The organism is Pseudomonas sp. 10(2024) (assembly GCF_045164175.1).
Taxonomy (GTDB): Bacteria; Pseudomonadota; Gammaproteobacteria; order Pseudomonadales; family Pseudomonadaceae; genus Aquipseudomonas; species Aquipseudomonas alloputida.
Map to the genome: position 1 here is coordinate 2,581,870 of NZ_CP174006.1, position 18,226 is coordinate 2,600,095.

The 18,226-nt window shown below is 64.0% G+C and carries 13 protein-coding genes; 7 read left to right on the forward strand and 6 right to left on the reverse strand.

What is annotated here, in order from left to right; genetic code table 11:
• Positions 1 to 253 precede the first annotated feature (253 nt).
• The 4 genes from ACI7M0_RS11535 to ACI7M0_RS11550 are packed head-to-tail and all read left to right on the forward strand — an operon-like array spanning position 254 to position 5,851.
• Entirely contained in the window at positions 254 to 2,164 is a 1,911-nt protein-coding gene (locus tag ACI7M0_RS11535) for a sigma-54-dependent Fis family transcriptional regulator (protein ID WP_129932247.1), read from the forward strand.
• 1 nt (position 2,165) lies between these two features.
• Positions 2,166 to 3,899, forward strand: coding sequence for an ABC transporter ATP-binding protein (locus ACI7M0_RS11540; protein ID WP_129932246.1), 1,734 nt, complete (start codon positions 2,166 to 2,168; stop codon positions 3,897 to 3,899).
• Positions 3,889 to 4,566 carry a S8 family serine peptidase gene (locus ACI7M0_RS11545; RefSeq protein ID WP_129932245.1) on the forward strand — a complete coding sequence of 226 codons (678 nt, stop codon included), beginning with the start codon at positions 3,889 to 3,891 and terminating at the stop codon, positions 4,564 to 4,566. Before ACI7M0_RS11540 ends, ACI7M0_RS11545 begins: the two co-directional genes overlap by 11 nt.
• Positions 4,559 to 5,851 (forward strand): NAD(P)/FAD-dependent oxidoreductase, encoded by a 1,293-nt coding sequence (locus ACI7M0_RS11550; RefSeq protein WP_129932244.1) that lies wholly within the window; start codon positions 4,559 to 4,561, stop codon positions 5,849 to 5,851. The genes ACI7M0_RS11545 and ACI7M0_RS11550 overlap by 8 nt, the downstream gene beginning before the upstream one ends.
• A 52-nt stretch (positions 5,852 to 5,903) precedes the next feature.
• Here the strand turns inward: ACI7M0_RS11550 and ACI7M0_RS11555 are convergent, their stop codons facing one another.
• On the reverse strand, positions 5,904 to 7,157 hold the full coding sequence (locus tag ACI7M0_RS11555; protein ID WP_129932243.1) for an MFS transporter: 1,254 nt from the start codon (positions 7,155 to 7,157) through the stop codon (positions 5,904 to 5,906).
• A gap of 251 nt (positions 7,158 to 7,408) precedes the next feature.
• Here ACI7M0_RS11555 and ACI7M0_RS11560 point away from each other — a divergent pair, with 251 nt between their 5' ends.
• Entirely contained in the window at positions 7,409 to 9,148 is a 1,740-nt protein-coding gene (locus tag ACI7M0_RS11560; RefSeq protein WP_129932242.1) for a sigma-54-dependent Fis family transcriptional regulator, read from the forward strand.
• A 194-nt stretch (positions 9,149 to 9,342) separates the two neighbouring features.
• Positions 9,343 to 10,617, forward strand: coding sequence for a carbohydrate porin (locus ACI7M0_RS11565; protein WP_129932241.1), 1,275 nt, complete (start codon positions 9,343 to 9,345; stop codon positions 10,615 to 10,617).
• 59 nt (positions 10,618 to 10,676) lie between these two features.
• Here the strand turns inward: ACI7M0_RS11565 and ACI7M0_RS11570 are convergent, their stop codons facing one another.
• The 5 genes from ACI7M0_RS11570 to ACI7M0_RS11590 form a co-directional block, all read right to left on the reverse strand.
• Positions 10,677 to 11,687, reverse strand: a complete 1,011-nt coding sequence (locus tag ACI7M0_RS11570) for a zinc-binding dehydrogenase (protein ID WP_129932240.1) — start codon at positions 11,685 to 11,687, stop codon at positions 10,677 to 10,679.
• 10 nt (positions 11,688 to 11,697) lie between these two features.
• Positions 11,698 to 12,516 (reverse strand): SDR family NAD(P)-dependent oxidoreductase, encoded by an 819-nt coding sequence (locus ACI7M0_RS11575; protein WP_021782943.1) that lies wholly within the window; start codon positions 12,514 to 12,516, stop codon positions 11,698 to 11,700.
• A 34-nt stretch (positions 12,517 to 12,550) separates the two neighbouring features.
• Complete coding sequence (locus ACI7M0_RS11580) at positions 12,551 to 13,072, reverse strand: 2,4'-dihydroxyacetophenone dioxygenase family protein (RefSeq protein ID WP_021782944.1); 522 nt, start codon at positions 13,070 to 13,072, stop codon at positions 12,551 to 12,553.
• 207 nt (positions 13,073 to 13,279) lie between these two features.
• Complete coding sequence (locus ACI7M0_RS11585) at positions 13,280 to 14,593, reverse strand: hypothetical protein (protein ID WP_129932239.1); 1,314 nt, start codon at positions 14,591 to 14,593, stop codon at positions 13,280 to 13,282.
• A gap of 138 nt (positions 14,594 to 14,731) precedes the next feature.
• A complete protein-coding gene (locus ACI7M0_RS11590) occupies positions 14,732 to 16,225 on the reverse strand; it encodes an aldehyde dehydrogenase (RefSeq protein ID WP_129932238.1) in 1,494 nt (497 codons plus the stop codon).
• Positions 16,226 to 16,628: 403 nt separating this feature from the next.
• Between ACI7M0_RS11590 and peaA the strand changes: the two genes are divergently transcribed.
• Complete coding sequence (gene peaA, locus ACI7M0_RS11595; protein ID WP_129932237.1) at positions 16,629 to 18,194, forward strand: quinohemoprotein amine dehydrogenase subunit alpha; 1,566 nt, start codon at positions 16,629 to 16,631, stop codon at positions 18,192 to 18,194.
• The last annotated feature ends 32 nt before the right edge of the window (positions 18,195 to 18,226 follow it).

Genomic DNA, 18,226 nt, shown 5'->3' on the forward strand with positions numbered 1-18,226 from the left:
AGTCCTCAGGCTTGGTGCGAACCCTGTGGGAGCGGGCAAGCCCGCGAAGCAGGCGACGCGGTGGATCGCACCGGCGAAGCCGGTGATCGCCGGCAAGCCAGCTTCCACAGGGATTGCGCCAGCTTCAAGTAACCTGGCCAGCTACACCCCAATCCATCCACTACCAGATGACGCCCAGCCATTTCTCCCGCACACTGCGGAAAATTCCCAAGCCCGTACCCCGTCACATTGCGGGGCACAGCCGGAGTAGAAAATGGCGCGACAACTTATAACAAACGCCCACGACCCGCTGCACGAATCCCGCGAGGCCCGCCTGAAGCTGGCCAGCGAAGGCGAACTACCGCTAGGGATGCTGCGCGACGAGATCGACGCCTCCTGGCGCCGCAGCCTGGGCCACGGCCTGGACTGCCTGCAGGGCGAACAGGTTGGCCTGGGCCTGGAACAGGGCCATGACCTGCGCCTGCTGCTGGAGCGCAACCGCCTGCTGATCGATGCCGTTACCCCCGAACTCGACTACCTGGTCGCGCGCCAGGGCAAGGCTGGCATCGTCATCCTCGGCGATGCCCAGGCCAACGTGCTGGCCATCGAAGGCCAGAAGCACGTGCTGCAACGCGAAGGCCTGCGCGATCTGCACCCGGGCAGTTGCTGGAGCGAATCGCTGCGCGGCACCAATGCCATCGGCACGGCCGTGGTCGAAGGCCGGCCGACGCTGATCAACTGCGGCGAACATTACCTTGACCGCCTGAGCCCGTTCTCCTGTACTTCCGTGCCACTGCGCGACCCGCGCGGCGAGGTGATCGGCGTGCTCGACATCACCCGCGAAGGGGTGATGGCGCAACCGCAGGACAGCCTGTCGACCCTGATGCTGGCGGCCGGCAACATTGAAAGCCGCCTGTTTGGCCTGTGCCACCCGGACCAGTTGGTGCTGGCCTTCCACAGCCGCCCGCAGTACCTCAACAGTGCCTGGCACGGCCTGTTGGCCCTGAGCCTGGACGGCGAAGTGCTGGCCGCCAACGACAGTGCCTGCCAGCTGTTGCAGGTGCCGCGTCACGAACTGATTGGGCGGCGTAGCACCGACCTGCTGGGCGAACGTTCCCCGGCCTTTATCGCTCGCCTGTGGCAGGGCGGGGTCAGCAGCGTGCAGACCGCCAAGGGCGAGTTCTATTTCCGTGCCCTACAGCTGCCGCGCCATGGCCGGGTAACCCCCAGCACACCATCCAGCAAGCCGGCCTTGAGCAAACAGTCGCCAGCACTCGATGCTCTGGCCGGAGGTGATCAACGCCTGGCGCGCAACCTGCGCATGGCTCGCCAGGGGCTGGGCAATGGTTTGCCAGTGCTGCTGCTGGGCGAAACCGGTACCGGCAAGGAAGTGGTCGCTCGGGCCTTGCACCAGGCCAGCCCGCGTGCCGACAAACCGTTCGTGGCGGTCAACTGCGCGGCCATTCCCGAAGGGCTGATCGAGTCCGAGCTGTTCGGCTACCGTGAGGGCGCCTTCACCGGTTCGCGCCGGGGCGGCATGGTCGGGCGGCTGATGCAGGCCCATGGTGGCACGCTGTTCCTCGACGAAATCGGCGACATGCCGCTCGCCCTGCAAGCACGCCTGTTGCGGGTACTGCAGGAGCGCCGCGTAGCACCCTTGGGGGCGGGTGACGAGCAGGACATCGACGTGGCGCTGATCTGCGCCACCCACCGCGACCTCAAGCGCCTGGTGCAGGAGCAGCACTTCCGTGAAGACCTGTTCTACCGGGTCAACGGTGTGTCGCTGCGCCTGCCGGCCCTGCGCGAACGCGACGACCTGGCGGCGATCATTCAGGGCCTGCTGGACAAGGCCGATGCGCGTGGCGTAACCCTCGACCCGGCGTTGACCGCGTTGCTCGAAGGCTTCGACTGGCCCGGCAACATCCGTCAGCTGGAAATGGTGGTGCGCACCGCGCTGGCCATGCGCGAGGATGGCGAGCAGGTGCTGACCCTCGATCACCTTACCGACTGCCTGCTGGACGAACTGGCCAGCAGCACAGCGCCCTCCGGCAGCCTCAAGGAGAGTGAACTGGAACAGATTCGCGGTGCTCTGGCGCGCCACCAGGGCAACGTCTCGGCCGCCGCCGCGGCACTGGGTATCAGCCGGGCGACGCTGTACCGCAAGCTCAAGCAGTTGCGCGGCTGACGTGGGCGGCCTGTTCGCAAGGCTGGTGGATTCCAGCGACCCTGTACTCATGCGCCAGGCGTTGGCCTGGCTGTATGGTTTCGTGCGCCCCCATCGGCATGCCATCGGCCTGTTGCTCAGCTTGTCGCTAGGTGCATCGCTGCTGGCGCTGGCGCAACCCTGGCTGGTCAAGACCCTGATCGATGAGGGGCTACTGGCCAAGGATTACCAAACGCTTTGGCACATGGCGGCAATCATGATCGGCGCGGGCCTGCTGGGCACGGTGCTGGCCGGCGTCAACCGCTACCTGCATACGCGTCTGTCGGGGCGCATCCTGTTCGCCTTGCGCGACGACCTTTACCGCCATCTGCAGCAGTTGTCGCCGACCTTTTACGGGCGGCGGCGTATCGGCGACATTCTTTCGCGGCTGGATGGCGATGTGGCAGAGATCCAGCGCTTTGCCGTGGACTCGCTGTTCTCGGCGGTGTCGGCGGTGATCGGCCTGGTGGGCGCGGTGACGTTGATGCTGATGCTGTCGTGGCAGTTGTCCCTGTTGCTGGCGCTGCTGGTGCCGATCGAGGTGCTGTGGCTGCGCTGGATGCGGCGCAAGGTGGAGCGCGAAGTGCGCAACTTGCGTGAGCGCTCGGCGGATGTGTCGTCTTTCCTGGTCGAGACCCTGCCGGCGATGAAGTTCATTCAGGCGGCCGGCCAGCAAGGCCGGGAAGCAGGGCGCCTGGACCAGCTTGGGCAACGTTACATGCGTCAGCTGCTGAAGGTGCAGGTGACCGAATTCTTCACCCAGGCCATCCCCGGCACGCTCACCTCGTGGTGCCGCGCCTGTGCGTTCCTGGTCGGTGGCTGGTGGGTGATCCAGGGCACCTGGCAATTGGGCGCGTTGATCGCTTTTTCTACTTACATGGGCATGGCGGTTGGGCCGGTGCAGAGCCTGTTGGGCTTGTACGTGGCGGTGCAGCGCATGGCTGTCAGCCTGGGAAGGGTGATGGAATTGAAGCAGGAAGCGGTAGCGGTACATCAGACCGCCAACCCGCAGCCCATCCCCGATGGCCCCGGCGAGTTGCGCCTGGAGGCGCTGAGCTTTGCCCATGAGGGGCGTCAGGGTGCGGTACTGAACAACGTGCAGGTGAGTATTCCGGGTGGCGTGAAAGTCGCCATCAGCGGTGCCTCCGGGGTGGGCAAGTCAACCCTGATCGACCTGCTGCAGCGCTTCTACGACCCGGACGCCGGGCGCATCCTGCTGGACGGCGTCGACTTGCGCGACCTTGACCTGGCTGCGCTGCGCAGGCGAATCGCCGTGGTCAGCCAGGACATCGTGCTGTTCCGTGGCACCCTGGCGCAGAACCTGGCTTATGGCGTGCCCGAGGCCAGCCGTGATGAACTGGAACGGGTGGTGCGCCTGGCGCGGCTGGACAGCCTGGTCGACAGCCTGCCGCTGGGCCTGGATGGCTTGCTGGGCGAGCGCGGCCAGCAGTTGTCCGGGGGCCAGAAACAACGCATCGCCATTGCTCGTGCAGTGTTGCAGGCCCCGGCGATCCTGGTGCTGGACGAGGCCACTTCGGCGGTGGATGAGGCCACCGAACGTGAAGTGATCGCGGCCATCGACCAGCTGTTCGCCGGCCGCACGCGCATCCTGATCAGCCACCGGGCTTCGACCCTGGCCGATGCCGACCTGCATCTGCAGCTGCATGACGGCCAGTTGCAGGTACTGGCGCAGGAGGTGATCAAACATGGGCACTGACGTGCGCGTTGGCATCATCGACAGCGGTTGCTCGCCGGAGCAGGCCAACGGCTTGCTGGACGCCCGCCGTTTCTGGCTGGAAGACGGCCAGTTGCGCGAAGGTGCAATGCTCCCCGACCAACTTGGGCACGGCAGTGCGGTGTTCGCCAGCTTGCAATACCAGGCTGGTCCTGTGTCTGTGTTGGTGGCCCAGGTGTTCAGTGCCCAGGCCAGCACCAGTGCGTTGCAGGTGGCTGCCGCATTGCTGTGGCTGGTGGAGTCGGGAGCCACGCTGGTCAACCTCAGCCTGGGCTTGCAGCAGGACCGGCCCGTGCTGCACCAGGCCTGTGCCGAGGCTTTGGCCGCAGGTGTGCTGTTGTGTGCATCCAGCCCGGCGCAGGGTGGGCCGGTGTTCCCGGCCAGCTACCCAGGCGTCATTCGGGTCACCGGCGATGCCCGCTGTGCACCGGGCCAGTGGTCGTGGCTGGGTACGCGACAGGCGGATTTTGGCGCTTACGTGGGCGCGGGTGAGCGGGCGGGTGCGAGCCTGGGTTGTGCGGCGTTGAGCGGGAAGATTGCCGCCTTGCTGCGTGATGCCCAGGGGATGGACCGCCAGCAGGTGCATGACTGGTTGCGTGAGCATGCGGCCTTCAACGGGCCCGAGCGACGGGGTCCCAGCCATGTTTGAGCCGCGCATTGTGGTGCTGGGCGCCGGCCCTGCGGGTGCCGCCACGGCCATTGGCTTGCGGCGGCTGGGTTACACCGTGACGGTGGTGTCGGAGTGGCGCCGTTTCGCGGCAGTTGAAGGCGTTTCGCAGCGGGTGCTGGAGGGCTTGCGGTACGCAGGCCTTGGCGGGGCCTTGAGCCAGGCGGCCATGCCGGCCACCCGCCAGGTACGCTGGAACGGCCAGCATCTGCAGATGAACCAGGAGTTTTTGCTCGACCGGCAACGTTTTGACCAGGCGCTGCGCGAAGACCTTCAGCGCGCAGGCGTGAGTGTGGTCGAGGGGCGGGTGCGTGAGGTGGTGCAGGGGGGCGGTCATCATGTGCGCCTGGACGATGGGCAGGTGCTGAGCGCTGATTTCCTGGTCGAGGCCCGAGGCCGCCAGGCACCCCTGGCCGCAGACCGCCTGCGTGGGCCGGAAACGGTCAGCCTGCTCAATGTCTGGCAGGGTAGCCCCGGTGCGCCTGCGTCGGCGGTGGAGAGCCTGGAGGATGGCTGGGCGTGGATGGCACGGCTGGAAGATGGCCGCTGTTACTGGCAAGTCACCCAGGAGGCTGCCGGGCTGCCGGGGAAAGCTGGGTTGGCAGCTTACTGCGTGACGTTGCGGGGCCGCAGCGCGTTGGTAGCCGAGCTGTTCGACGATCAGGCATTGAGGCCGGCACAGGTGCATGCACGTAGCAGTACCGCCATTCTGGCGGGTGAATGTGTCGGGCAGGACTGGATCCGGGTGGGGGATGCTGCCATGGCCGTTGACCCGCTGTCGGGCAACGGGATTTTTCAGTCGCTCTCTTCGGCATTGCAGGCGCCGGTGGTGATCAATACGTTGCTGCGCAGGCCTGAGCGGGCCGAGCTGGCGCGGCAGTTTCACCAGCAGCGGGTCGAGCAGCTGTTCTTGCGTTTTGCCCGCATTGGCCGGGATTTCTATGCCCAGGAGCAAAGCCGGGTGGGGCAACCGTTCTGGGCCCGGCGCCAGGGTTGGCCGGATGCGCAACCCCTGCACCTGAGCACGGACTGGCGAGCGGTGCGAGTGGCACGCCAGCCAGTGTTGCGTGACGGGCTGGTGGATGAAGCCGAGGTCGTGGTGACGGCGGACCAGCCGCTGGGGGTTTGGCATTTGCAAGGTGTAGAACTGGCACCGATAGTTCGCGGGCTTCATGCTGGCCTGGCGCTCAGTGCTGTGCTTGAGGGACAGCAGGTTGAGCATCAGAAAATGGTGCGACGTTGGCTCACAGAACAGGGCTATACCTGAACCCCGGGGCTGCATGGCGTCCCCAGGATCCAGGCTCGGAGCCTCTGGACCGCTACTCGCTTACCGCCGTCAGGTTGCTGCGCCCGACTGCGCGCAGGGGGGCAGTTTCAATCAGCCCCAACCCCAGCACTCCAACAACGATTGCGCACCCTGCTTGTAGCAGCAACGGGGCGCCAAGACCATGAATGTCCGCCAGCCAGCCGCCCAGCACCGGACTGAGCACGCCGCCGACCACTTCACCCATGCCCATCACCAGCCCGACGCAGGCGGCAATGCGATGAACCGGTACGGTTTCTGATGGAATGGTGGCCATGAAGATCGGCGCCACTCCGCTGGCCGACCAGGTGATGAACAACACCGTGCAAAGCATCCAGAACGGCCCTTGAAAATACAGCGCTGCCAGCGGCGTGAGCGCCCCGATCAGGGAGAACACCACCACTACCAGGCGCCGGCCCAGGCGGTCGGAAAGCGCAGGCACGATGAAACTGCAGAGCGTGGCACTGGCACCCAGCACGCTCATCAAGATACCCATTTCGGTAGAGCCGAACTGCCGCTCGTTCATGTAGTACACCGGCATGAACGCCCACCCCAGCACCATCCACGCCACATAGAAACACGCGATGAGCATGCTCAACCAGACGTTGCGATAACGCAGCAGTTCTAACAGCGAACCTGCTGCGACGGGCTGCGAGGCGGACGGTGTCGTCGGCTGGGCAATGACTACCTCCCTGGGCTCGCGTACGTACTTCCAGATCATGCACGCGGCAATCAACCCGGGGATGCCCGCGACGATGAATGCAAGGCGCCAGTGGTAGTGGCTGGCCAGGGCCACCAGGAGCAGGGGCGCGATGCATGAGCCCAGCAGGTTGCTGCCAAAGTTCTGCATGATGCCCATGTTGTGGCCGCGGCGACTTGCCGTGGAGTTCATCGCCATCAGGGTTTGCGAGATAGGCAGTATCGGGCCTTCGGCCACCCCCATCAGCAGGCGGGCAGCCAGCAGCATGAAGAAGGTGCTGGCCAGCCCGGAGAAGAACGAGCACACCGAAAACACGATCACGGCTACCAACAGGTAAGGCTTGCGGCGCCCGCTGCGGTCGGAACGGGCGCCAAGCAGGTACCCGGACAGTGCCCAGGTCAATGACAAGGCCGATACCAGCAAGCCGATCTGGGTGTTGCTCAAGGACAGGTCGGCGGCCACGAAGGGCGCCAGGAAACTCATTGCATTACGGTCGAAGAAAACAAAACCGAAACTGAGGCTGAGCACGAACAGCAAGCGGTTTTCGTAGGAAGAGAACCAGCGGCGCATGGTGTATCTCCTGCATGATTATTGTTATTGGAATACGCGACGTTCAAAGGCGTCCGCCAGCAGGTGATAGCAAACGCTAGGCCAATTGCGCAGGCCAGCCCCAGGCCCTTGCATACAAGGCCTTGAGCCGGGGCTGGAGCGGCGTAAGCCTTGATCTTTGTTGATCAAGCTGGCAAAAGTTGATGATCAAATATCGGCCTGGCCATCGCGTGACACCGCCCGTGCGCAGAACAAGAACAATAGGAGAAGGTATGAGTCGTTCATCCATCGCGGCACCCCGCGAAGCTGTGTCGCGTTCCCCTCAGGCCTATGAAACCAGCAGCCCGACCCCGGCCGACCTGCGTCGCTACCTGCGGTTTTCAGATGAGGATGCGCGTATCTGGCTGGACGACCAGAGCATGGTCATGCTGCATTCCAGCGCGCTGGGTGCATTGCGCCGCGAGTTGATCGAAAGCGTCGGGCGCGAAGGCGCGCGGCGCATCCTGATGCGCATCGGTTATTCGGCGGGTAGCCAGGATGCCGCGCTGGTACGCAAGCGCTGGCCGGCATCGGACGAGCGCAGTTCGTTCATTGCCGGCGGCCGGCTGCATGCGTTGCAGGGTGTGGTGCGGGTGGAAACGGTCGACCTTGACCTGGACATCGAACGTGGCCACTTCCACGGGGAATACCTGTGGCACGACTCGCGTGAAGCCCATGAGCACATAGCCCACTACGGGGTTGGCGACGAGGCTGCGTGCTGGATGACCCTCGGCTACGCCGCCGGTTATGCCAGCGCCTTTATCGGCAAGCTGGTGGTGTACCGTGAGGTCGAGTGCGTGGCCGCAGGCGGCCGCTGCTGCCGGATTGTCGGCGATACGGCAGATCGCTTGCCAGATCATGAGCACGGCGCCGAGCAGCGCTACTGGGACCCTGCGCACTTCATTCAGATGAACTCGATCTGGTCGCCCTCCGAGGGCGAGGCGGTACAACCTGCCTGCACGGCCAGCAGCTTGCCGCTGCAGGACGACATGGTCGGCATTTCTGCTGCTTTCAGCGTTGCCCGTCATCAAATTGCGCAAGTGGCACCCACCCGAGCCACGGTGCTGTTCAGCGGTGAGTCGGGCGTTGGCAAAGAGGTGTTCGCCAAGGCGCTGCATCGGCTCAGCCCGCGCGCCCAACAACCGTTGGTGGCGGTCAACTGTGCGGCTTTACCAGAAAGCCTGCTGGAAGCTGAACTGTTCGGTGCCGAAAAAGGCGCCTACACCGGTGCAACTCAGGCGCGTACAGGTCGTTTCGAACGGGCCTCTGGCGGCACGCTGTTCCTGGATGAGGTCCAGGCGTTGAGCATGAGCGCCCAAACCAAGCTGCTGCGCGCCTTGCAAGAGGGAGAAATCGAGCGGGTGGGCGGCAACAGGCCGATCAAGGTCGACTTGCGGGTTATTGCTGCGACCAACGCCAACTTGCGCGAAGCGATTGCTCGCGGCACCTTCAGGGAAGACCTGTTCTTCAGGCTGAACGTGTTCCCCATTCACCTGCCTCCGCTGCGTGAGCGCCGGGATGACATCCCGCTGCTGATGGAGCACTTTTTCAAACACTTCACCCAACTGCACGGCAAGCAGGTCACCGGGTTCAGTGCCCGGGCCGTGGAAGCGCTGCTCAACTACAGCTACCCCGGCAACGTGCGAGAGCTGCAAAATCTGGTGGAGAGAGGTGTGATTGCGGCACCCGGGCAAGCATCGATTCGTACCCAGCACCTGTTCCCCTGCGGTGAGCAGGCGCCCCGCGCCGGGTTGGGCGTGGGCGGTGACGGCAGCCTGTGCAAAGCGGCCAGCGAGCCGGACCCGCAGGGCACGCCCATGGCCGAACTCAAGCACGCCATTCACAACCAGCAACTGGAGCAATATCGGCTGGTGTTGCAGGCCTGTAATGGCAATCTGTCTGCCGCAGCTCGGCAACTGGGTATCAGCCGTCCGCAGCTGGCCTACCGACTGAAGGCCCATGGGCAGGGGTGAATTGATGATCGAGCTTGATCAAAGCGGATCAATTTGATCAAGCCAGGCAACGAATACTGTTGGCACAACCCCATGATACAGGGCGTTTCGCCGCGTCCCGGGGGCTGGCACAGCCCTTGCGATGCACCAGGCGCGACTTCCTGAAGCGGTAGTTTCAGGTCGCACTTCATAACAACAAAAACAGAGAGTGCATCATGAATGCTCAACCGAGCGGCACCTGGGTGCCTGGCGTTCGCGTTACCGCCTTGTCCATTGCATTGACCGCCTTTGCGTGTGCTGCCCACGCACAGGAGGCGATCAAGCTGGACCTGCAAGTGTGGAACCTGTCGGTGAAAAACCTGGATACCGGCCCTGACCCTTACCACTATGCCAACAGCGGCAACGTGTTTGCCGGAGTCGAGGGCGACCTTGATGCATTGGCCAACATCGCCGGGGCATCGTTCAGCCTGCAGTACGTGTTCTTCCCGTTCATGCGTGGCGAGGGGCAGCCCGCCCAGGACAGTTGGCAGGGCAAGGCCGGGAGTTTCTTTGCCGGGGCACCGATGCACAATGACATCGATACCGGCTACCTGGCTCGCTTTACCTGGAACCAGCGCCTGTTGCAGGACCGCCTGGAACTGGCAGTAGGCCGCAGCAATGCCCGTCAGCACTTCTACATGGCCAACTGTGAAAACGTGATCACCTGCAACGACCCGGTCATCGATAACTCCACCGGTATCCTGCCGTACCCCTACGGCAGTTGGGGTGGCTACACCCGATACCGTTTCGATTCAGGTTACTACCTGCACAGCGGGGTGTTCGAATCCAACCCCCAGCACTACTTCAAACGTACCAAGGGGTTTGACTGGGACCCGGGTGACGCCAGCGGTGTCACCTGGCTGGCCGGGGTAGGGGCGAAAGCGGATTTTACCCAGGACCCTTATGCGTACCATTACGAACTGAACGGTTTTCATAACACCGGCGAACAGATCGACCCCATGGACGGCCGCTTGCGCAGGGGGAGCGATGGGCTGCTGTTCAAGTTCCGCCAGACATTGGCCAGAGAAGGCGAGGCCGCCGTGCCCGAGCGGGGTTGGCAGGTGTTTGGCGCCTGGTCCTGGAGCGCCGATGACATGCAGCCTTTTTCCCATTTCGCCGAAGTTGGTGTGACCCGCCTTGGCCCGTTCGGTCGGCCGCAGGATACGCTCAACCTCAAGGCCAGCTACCTGCGCCTGGGTGCGCGCCAGGCAGCCTGGCAAGAGCACGCGCGGCTGCTTGCCACCGGCCGCGATGAGCGTACGCGTCGAGGTGTATCACGCATCGAGCTGAACACGCACTGGCAAGTCACCCGCAACCTCGCACTGGAGCCCAGCGTGCAGTACATCTTCAACCCGGACAACTTCTACAACCCCAGCGCGCCAGTGAGTGGCGACGGTGCGGTAATAGCCCTGGAGGTCATGTACAACCTCGGTTCCGCGCTCGGTTTGTAGGCCCTGAACGCAAACCTCCCGCCGAAGCGGGAGGTTTTTACCGGTGATGGCTGAAGGGATCAGGCCTGCTGGGGGGCAACCATGACCTTGCATTGATGCTGGCGTTGGCGCAGGGCTTCGAATGCCAGGGGCATTTCGGCCAGCGACACCGTTTCGCTGACCATCGTCAGTGGGGTGGCATCCGGGCCGTCCAGCACATCTACAGCGGCGCAGAACTCGTCCATGTTGAAAAACGCCGACATGATCAGGTTCACCTCCTTGGACACTGCCTGGAACGGCATGAATTTGTCCGCGACCGTGCACAGCCCAAGCACCACAACCGTGCCCCGTGGGCGCACATGGTCGATAGCCTGTGCAATCAGGCCTGGGCGGCCGACACACTCGAAAACGATGTCGGCCGCGCTGCCCAGGTTTTGCGCAATACACGCTGGCAGTGCGCCGTCGCCTACCAGAAAGTGCGTCGCCCCAAGATGCAACGCGCGCTCGCGCTGCCAATCGCCCAAGTCGGTGATGGCGACGGTGGCTGCACCCAGGCGCCTGGCCCAGTAGGCCACTGCCAGGCCGATAGCCCCTGCGCCCAGAATCAGTACCTTCGCGCCAGGCTTGAGCCCTGCCCGCATCACACCGTGCAAAGCCACGGCAAGGGGCTCGGCGAGGGCGCTGTCCTTGAGCCCGACACTGCTCGGAATAACCCGGCACTGGTGGCCCTTGGCAGTCGCCCACTGCGCAAAACCACCCCCCTGCAAGCTGAACGCGGGGCACCAGGCAGGCTCACCGCGCAGGCAACTGGCGCACTGCCCACAACCGCGCAAAGGTGCCACGGCCACGGCATCGCCGACTTTCAGGTTGTTTACCTGCTTGCCACACTCAACCACACGGCCGCTGTACTCATGGCCCAGCACGCTGCCTGGGGTAATATTGAAAGCCGGGTCCTGGGTCATGTGCAGGTCACTGCCGCAGATGCCGCAGCGACACACCTCTATCAGAACTTCGTCGGCAGCGGGCACAGGCATCGCAACCGTGCCCAATTGCAAGGGCTGGTTCAGGCCGTTGAACAGAATTGCTTGCATCATCGCCTCCTCAGTCCACCCGGCCGAGCATCTGCCCGCCGTCTATGACAATCTGCGCGCCCGTGACGTAATCCGAGGCAGGCGAGGCCAGGAACAAGGCCAGGCCCTTGATTTCCTCGGTGGAGGCGATCCGATGTTGCGGCACTCGCTGAGCGAAGGCCGCACGGTCGGCCGGGTTGCGCAAACGGCCCCCGGCGATGTTGGTCACGAACGGGCCAGGCGCGATCGCGTTTACGTTGATGCCGTAGCGGGCCAGTTCCATCGCGGCCTGCCGCACGAGTGACGCAGCGCCGGCCTTGGCTGGCATGTAGGGGGTGCCGACGATGGCTTCATTGATGATCGCGGCATTGGAGGTTGTGACGATGATGCGGCCCTGACCACGCGGCTTCATCAAGCACACTGCCGCACGCAGGGTGGTGAACACCGAGGTGAGGTTGGTTGCAAGCACCTTGTCCCAGTGCGCTTCGTCCAACGTCTCCAGTGCGCCTTCAGCGCAGCGCTGGCCCTCGCTGTCCAGAAAGCCGGGGCCAGCGTCGATGCCGGCGTTGGCGAACACAACATCCAGTCGGCCATAGCGCTCGCCGATGCGTTCGAAACAGGCATACATCGCCTGGCGATCGGTGGCGTCCACCACTTCACCGTGCACGGCGAAACCCAGCGCGGTCAACCGCGCTACGTGTTCTTGCAGGCGTTCGTCGTCCACGTCAAGCAGGGTGACCTGCGCCCCTGCTTCGGCCATCACTTCGGCATAGGCCAGACCAATGCCGCTGGCGGCGCCGGTGACCACACAGGTCAAGCCTTCGACGGCAAATCGTTCCCAGTACTTCATCTGCGCCTCCCTGTCTGTCGACTGCTGCACCCGCTCACAGGAACAACGCCTGGTTGATTGGCAGCCCGTGTTTCTCGCAATGGCTCACGTAATGATTGATGAACCAGAACACATCGGTGGTTTCGGTGTGCTGGCCGTGCTCGTCGAAAAACTCGATAGGCCCGTGAATCCAGAACAGTGCCTTCATGCCTTGCGGGTCATCGGAATACAGGGTGTGCGCCGTGCCTGGGGTTTCGAAGACAAAGCTGCCGGGCTTTGCGACCCAGTCGTACTCGTAATATCCCCAGGTGCCCTCCAGCGTTACTGCTGACACCGCTGCGCGGTGCCGGTGGGTGCCGATGCGGCCGCCGCCCTTGACCCAGAGAATGTTGCACACGCTGCCGGTTCGTACATCGAAGCTGAGGTGGCGTATGGCGGCGCAATCGCCGAACGGGACCCAGGGTGATTCATCCTCGCCGGTGCCGATGTGCCCGCCATGCAGGCCATAGCGGTCGACGATGGCGGCATGGGGCTCAGGCGGCAGTTGGACAATGCTTGGCTTCAGGGTGGTGTTCATGAACAGGCCTCGATGTGTTGTTTTTATGGTCGAGCGTTGGCTCGCGAGGATCTTGTGCACAGCCTGTGCCAAGCCCTGAAAGGCCTGATTTACGCAGGTTAGAGCGGGTTAAGGTGGTGAGAATTCATGCAGCTTGGCAGGCTTGATGATTAAATTTGATCAAGCGCGGTGGTGCAGAAGGGGCGCGCCGCGCCCCGCTATTGCAGGTCAGAAGAAGGTCCCGACAATTAATTGCAGGTAAGTCCCGGTATCCCGCCCACCCAGCTGCGTACCGCCATTGGCAGCACTGCGCTCCGGCTTGTAGAACCCCACCACCGGACTGATCAGCAGGTGGTCGTTGACCATCCATTCCACATACAGGTCCAGCTCGCGCCCGCCAAGGTTGCCCTGGTCGGTGTCCAGCGTGTCGAAGTCGAAGTACAGTGCGCCGACGGTCAGGTTGTCCCGTGGCTTGCCCTTCAGCGCTACATGGTGCACCTGGCTGTTCTTGTTGAAGGGCCCGGCATAGTTGGCTGCCACTTCACCCTGGAACCAGGTGCCGTAGCCCCGGCTCAGGCCATAGAACAGCGGGTCGAAGCCTTCGGAGAAGCGGCTGTAGCGGTAGGTGGCGGTGGGTGACCAGGGCAGTTGAGAGAAGGTCCAGTTGCCCTCCAGGTACCAGGCATTCTCGCGCCCGCCGGTCTTGTCCTGAGTCACGTACTCGGCGGCCAGCTCCAGGTCTTTCACGCCCAGGTTGCCGCGCCCGCGCAAGCTGGCGGTGTCCATGCCGTCGCGGTGCTCCAGGCCCATGATCTGCGCGTAGCGCTGGTCCACGTCGAGGCCGCGGATCCAGCTCAGGCCGACGGTGCCGGTATCGGCGACGTGCTCCAGGTTGGCGACCGCCAGGGAAGTGTCGGCCTGGTAATGGTTGTCGGACTTCAACCACATCAGGTCGCTGCGCCAGCCCTGGTTGCCGCCCAGGCGCAGCACGGCGGTGCGGTCGAAGGCCTTGCGCGCGGCCAGGTAGTAGGCACCGCCGCGGTCGAAGTTGGCCCCCAGGTCGACCTTGCCCAGGTTGACCGGGTCACCCTGGATCAGGAAACCATCACCCAGGGTGACGACCTGGCGGCCACCGGAAATGTCCACGCCATCTTCGCCCAGCGCCGGAAACAGGTTGGCCGAGCGCCAGCCCAAATACAGGTCTTCGATGGCGGTGCGACGTTCGTCACCCAGGGTCAGGCCGGCGGCGTCGCCATCGCCCCAGGTGGCGGAACTGAGCAGGCTGAAGGCGCCGTAGAGGGTGCCGCTATCGGCCAGGGTCTGGCTGCCGCTGAGGCCGTATTTGACGTAGCCTTCCTGCCAGGCGGTGCTGCCGGGTTGGCGGTTGCCGGCCTGGTTGAAGCTTTCGTCGCTGTGGAAGACGCCGAACAGGGCTTCGAGGTCGGCGTTGAGGGTGGTGCCATCGTGGTTGTACAGCTCGTAGGCTTGGCTGGCGGGGGCGGTTAACAGCAGGGCCAATGTGCAGGCGAGTGTGTGCCTCATGGGGTTGCTCCATGGTTTTTATTGTTGTTTTTTTGTTGCCTGTGCCGGCCTCTTCGCGGGTGAACCCGCTCCTACAGGGCAGGTGATACCTGGTGTAGGAGCGGGTTTACCCGCGAAGAGGCCGGTACAGGAAAAAGATCAGAGCTTGATCAACACCGATTTCAGCTCGGTGTAATGCTCGATGGCCGCTGAACCCATCTCACGACCAACGCCAGACATCTTGTAGCCACCAAACGGCAGCGCCGGGTCCAGCGCGCTGTGGCAGTTGACCCACACCGAGCCGGACTTGATGCGCGGGATCATGCGGTGTACGGCGGCCAGGTCGTTGGACCAGATGCTTGCACCCAGGCCATAGGGGTTGTCGTTGGCCATGCCGATCACTTCGTCGATGTCATCGAATGGCATCGCCACCAGTACCGGCCCGAAGATTTCTTCCTGCACCAGGCGGTGACGCTGGTCCACATCGACAATCACCGTCGGCTTGACGAAGTAACCAGGCCCGAAACCTTCCCCCCCGCAGGCGATGGTGGCGCCCAATTCGCGGCCGAGCTCGATGTAGCCGGTGACGCGGTCCTGCTGCTTGGCTGAAATCAGCGGGCCCATCTGCACCGCCGGGTCCAGCCCGTTGCCCAGCTTCATGGCATTGGCAATTCCGGCGATGTCGGCCACCACATTGTCGAAGTGCTTGCGGTGCACATACAGCCGCGAGCCTGCGCAGCACACCTGGCCCTGGTTGAAGAAGATCGCCGTGGCCGCACCGGCTGCGGCTTCCTGCAGGTTGGCGTCGGGCATGACGATGGTCGGCGACTTGCCGCCCAGTTCCAGGGTGACGCGGGTCATGTTGTCCATGGCCGCCTTGCCGATCAGCTTGCCGACCTCGGTGGAGCCGGTGAAGGTCAGTTTGTCTACGCCGGGGTGGCGGCTGAGCGCGGCGCCGGCGTTCAGGCCGGTACCGGTAACCACGTTGAACACACCGGCCGGGTAGCCGGCCTCGTCGACCAGCTCGGCCAGCTTGAGCACGCTCAGTGGGGTTTCATCGGCAGGCTTGAGCACCACGGTGCAGCCGGTGGCCAGTGCCGGGCCGAGCTTCCAGCAGGCCAGCAGCAGTGGGAAGTTCCAGGCGACGATGGCGCCAACCACGCCCACTGCCTCGCGGCGTACGAAGCCGTGGAACTGGTCGTTGGGCATCAACGGCATGGACGCTTCGACGGTGCTACCCTCGATCTTGGTGGCCCAGCCCGCCATATAGCGCAGGAAGTCGATGGCCAGTTGCACGTCCATCACCTGGGCCACGGCGGCGCTCTTGCCATTGTTCAGGCATTCCAGTTCGGCCAGCTGACGCGCATCGCGCTCCATCAGGTCGGCCAGGCGCCACAGCAGGTTCTGCCGCTCGCGCGGGCGCATGCGGCTCCAGGGCGAGTCGTCGAAGGCCTGGCGTGCAGCGCGCACGGCGCGGTCGACATCTTCGGCCTCGGCGGCCGGCACTTCACCCAGCACTTCGCCGGTGGCCGGGTTGCGGAACGACAGGGTGCGACCGCTGGCGGCGTCCTGCCAGTCGGCACCGATGCGCATCTTCAGCTTGCGTTCGAGAAAGGCGCGGGTGGTGGGCAGGATGGGCAGTTCGGAAAGCATGGGGCTGTGCCTCTTGTCATTGGATGTGACGGGCACTGGCGCAATGGCCGTGCCAACCTGGGCTGATGGCCGCAAAGTGTTGTGGGCGTTGGGTTTTGCCTGAGCGCAAGGCTGCGATTGCCAGGTTGCGCTGTTGCACATTGAGACGGTGTGAGACGGTGGTGAAACAGTGGCTGTTCGGCCTCTTCGCGGGCCCTGTCTCAACATGAAACACCCTGTCGCGAAATGGCACGCTGCAAATGGCCATCCCGGCTCCTGGCCAAGCCCCGAAAACCGCTTAACAGGCTGAAAGGAAACGCTTTTACCCTAACTGGCACAGTTCCTGTATCACAACCGTCACATGCACACCTGCTGTACCAAAGCGTGCGAAAACGATAAGAACAACAACCGTGGAGGTCTGACCTTGAAGACGACTCGACTCCGGCGGCATGCGGGCAAACTGGCGCTGGTCGCCGCCGCGCTGCTGAGCACCCAGGCCATGGCGGCCGAGCAGGGCCCGAGCCTGTTGCAGAACAAGTGCATGGGGTGCCATATCCCCGAAGGCAACGACACCTATAGCCGCATCAGCCACCAGCGCAAGACACCGGAAGGCTGGCTGATGAGCATCGCCCGCATGCAGGTGATGCATGGCCTTCAGATCAGCGACGACGATCGTCGCACGCTGGTCAAATACCTGGCCGACAAACAGGGCCTGGCGCCCAGCGAAACCGATGGCGTGCGTTACGCCATGGAGCGTCGGCTCAATACCGTCGAGCACTTCGACACCCAGCTCAGCGAGACCTGTGGCCGTTGCCACTCGGGTGCCCGTGTCGCCTTGCAACGGCGCCCGGCCAAGGAGTGGGAACACCTGGTCCACTTCCACCTTGGCCAATGGCCGTCCCTTGAATACCAGGCCCAGGCGCGTGACCGCGACTGGCTGCCGATCGCCCTGCAGCAAGTGGTGCCGGACCTTGCCAAGCGCTTCCCGATGGACAGCGCGGCCTGGGCCGAATGGCAGAAGGCCAAACCCAAGGCGGACGTACTGCCGGGGCAGTGGGCATTCAGCGGCCATATGCTGGCCAAGGGCGATGTACGTGGGGTGATGAGCGTCACGGCCGGAGAGGGCGATACCTTCAAGGTCGAGGTCAAGGGCGCTTACGCCGACGGTACACCGTTCAACGGCAGCGGCTCGGCCATCCTGTACAACGGTTATGAATGGCGGGGCAATGTGAAGGTTGGCGATGCCAACCTGCGCCAGGTGTTCGCCGCGCTGGATGGCGAAATGAAAGGCCGTATGTTCGAAGCCGATCACGATGAGCGCGGCCTGGACTTCAGCGCCGTAAAAGAAGGCAAGGCGCGTTTGCTGGCGGTACAACCGGCGTTCATCAAGGCCGGAGGCGAAAGCGAAATCACCCTGGTTGGCAGCGGCCTGACTGGCAAGCCGGACCTGGGCGCCGGGGTGGAAGTGACCGAAGTGCTGGAGCAGACCCCGACCCAGGTAAGGGTCAAGGCCCGCGCCGCGGCCGATGCCAGGCCAGGGCTGCGCGAGGTGGCGGTAGGTGCGCTCAAGGGCGTGAACCTGGCGGTTTACGACAAGGTCGACGAAGTGAAGGTCGTGCCGGCGTTCTCCATCGCGCGCATTGGCGAGAACGGTGCCTCCGTGCCGAAAGTGCAGGGGCGTTTCGAGGCCGAAGCCTGGGGCAAGGATGCCAATGGCCAGCCGCTGCGTATCGGCTACCTGCCGGCCAGCTGGAAGGTCGAGCCGTTCAACGAGCGTGCTGTCGAGGATGAAGACGTCAAGTTCGCCGGGCAGATGCAGGCCGACGGTGTGTTCGTGCCAGGCGGTGCCGGGCCCAACCCTGAGCGCAAGATGATGACCAACAACGCAGGTAACCTGAAGGTCATCGCCACGCTGGCCGACGGTGGCCAGACCGGCGAAGGGCACATGATCGTCACCGTACAGCGCTGGAACAACCCGCCGCTGCCGTAACGGCAGGCTGCAACGGTTTTCCAACGGATCGA

Excerpts from the sequence above, each read along its gene's own strand:
- ACI7M0_RS11535 (WP_129932247.1), top strand. The coding sequence starts at position 254 with ATGGCGCGACAACTTATAACAAACGCCCACGACCCGCTGCACGAATCC.
- ACI7M0_RS11545 (WP_129932245.1), top strand. The coding sequence starts at position 3,889 with ATGGGCACTGACGTGCGCGTTGGCATCATCGACAGCGGTTGCTCGCCG.
- ACI7M0_RS11550 (WP_129932244.1), top strand. The coding sequence starts at position 4,559 with ATGTTTGAGCCGCGCATTGTGGTGCTGGGCGCCGGCCCTGCGGGTGCC.
- ACI7M0_RS11555 (WP_129932243.1), bottom strand. The coding sequence starts at position 7,157 with ATGCGCCGCTGGTTCTCTTCCTACGAAAACCGCTTGCTGTTCGTGCTC.
- ACI7M0_RS11560 (WP_129932242.1), top strand. The coding sequence starts at position 7,409 with ATGAGTCGTTCATCCATCGCGGCACCCCGCGAAGCTGTGTCGCGTTCC.
- ACI7M0_RS11565 (WP_129932241.1), top strand. The coding sequence starts at position 9,343 with ATGAATGCTCAACCGAGCGGCACCTGGGTGCCTGGCGTTCGCGTTACC.
- ACI7M0_RS11570 (WP_129932240.1), bottom strand. The coding sequence starts at position 11,687 with ATGCAAGCAATTCTGTTCAACGGCCTGAACCAGCCCTTGCAATTGGGC.
- ACI7M0_RS11575 (WP_021782943.1), bottom strand. The coding sequence starts at position 12,516 with ATGAAGTACTGGGAACGATTTGCCGTCGAAGGCTTGACCTGTGTGGTC.
- ACI7M0_RS11580 (WP_021782944.1), bottom strand. The coding sequence starts at position 13,072 with ATGAACACCACCCTGAAGCCAAGCATTGTCCAACTGCCGCCTGAGCCC.
- ACI7M0_RS11585 (WP_129932239.1), bottom strand. The coding sequence starts at position 14,593 with ATGAGGCACACACTCGCCTGCACATTGGCCCTGCTGTTAACCGCCCCC.
- ACI7M0_RS11590 (WP_129932238.1), bottom strand. The coding sequence starts at position 16,225 with ATGCTTTCCGAACTGCCCATCCTGCCCACCACCCGCGCCTTTCTCGAA.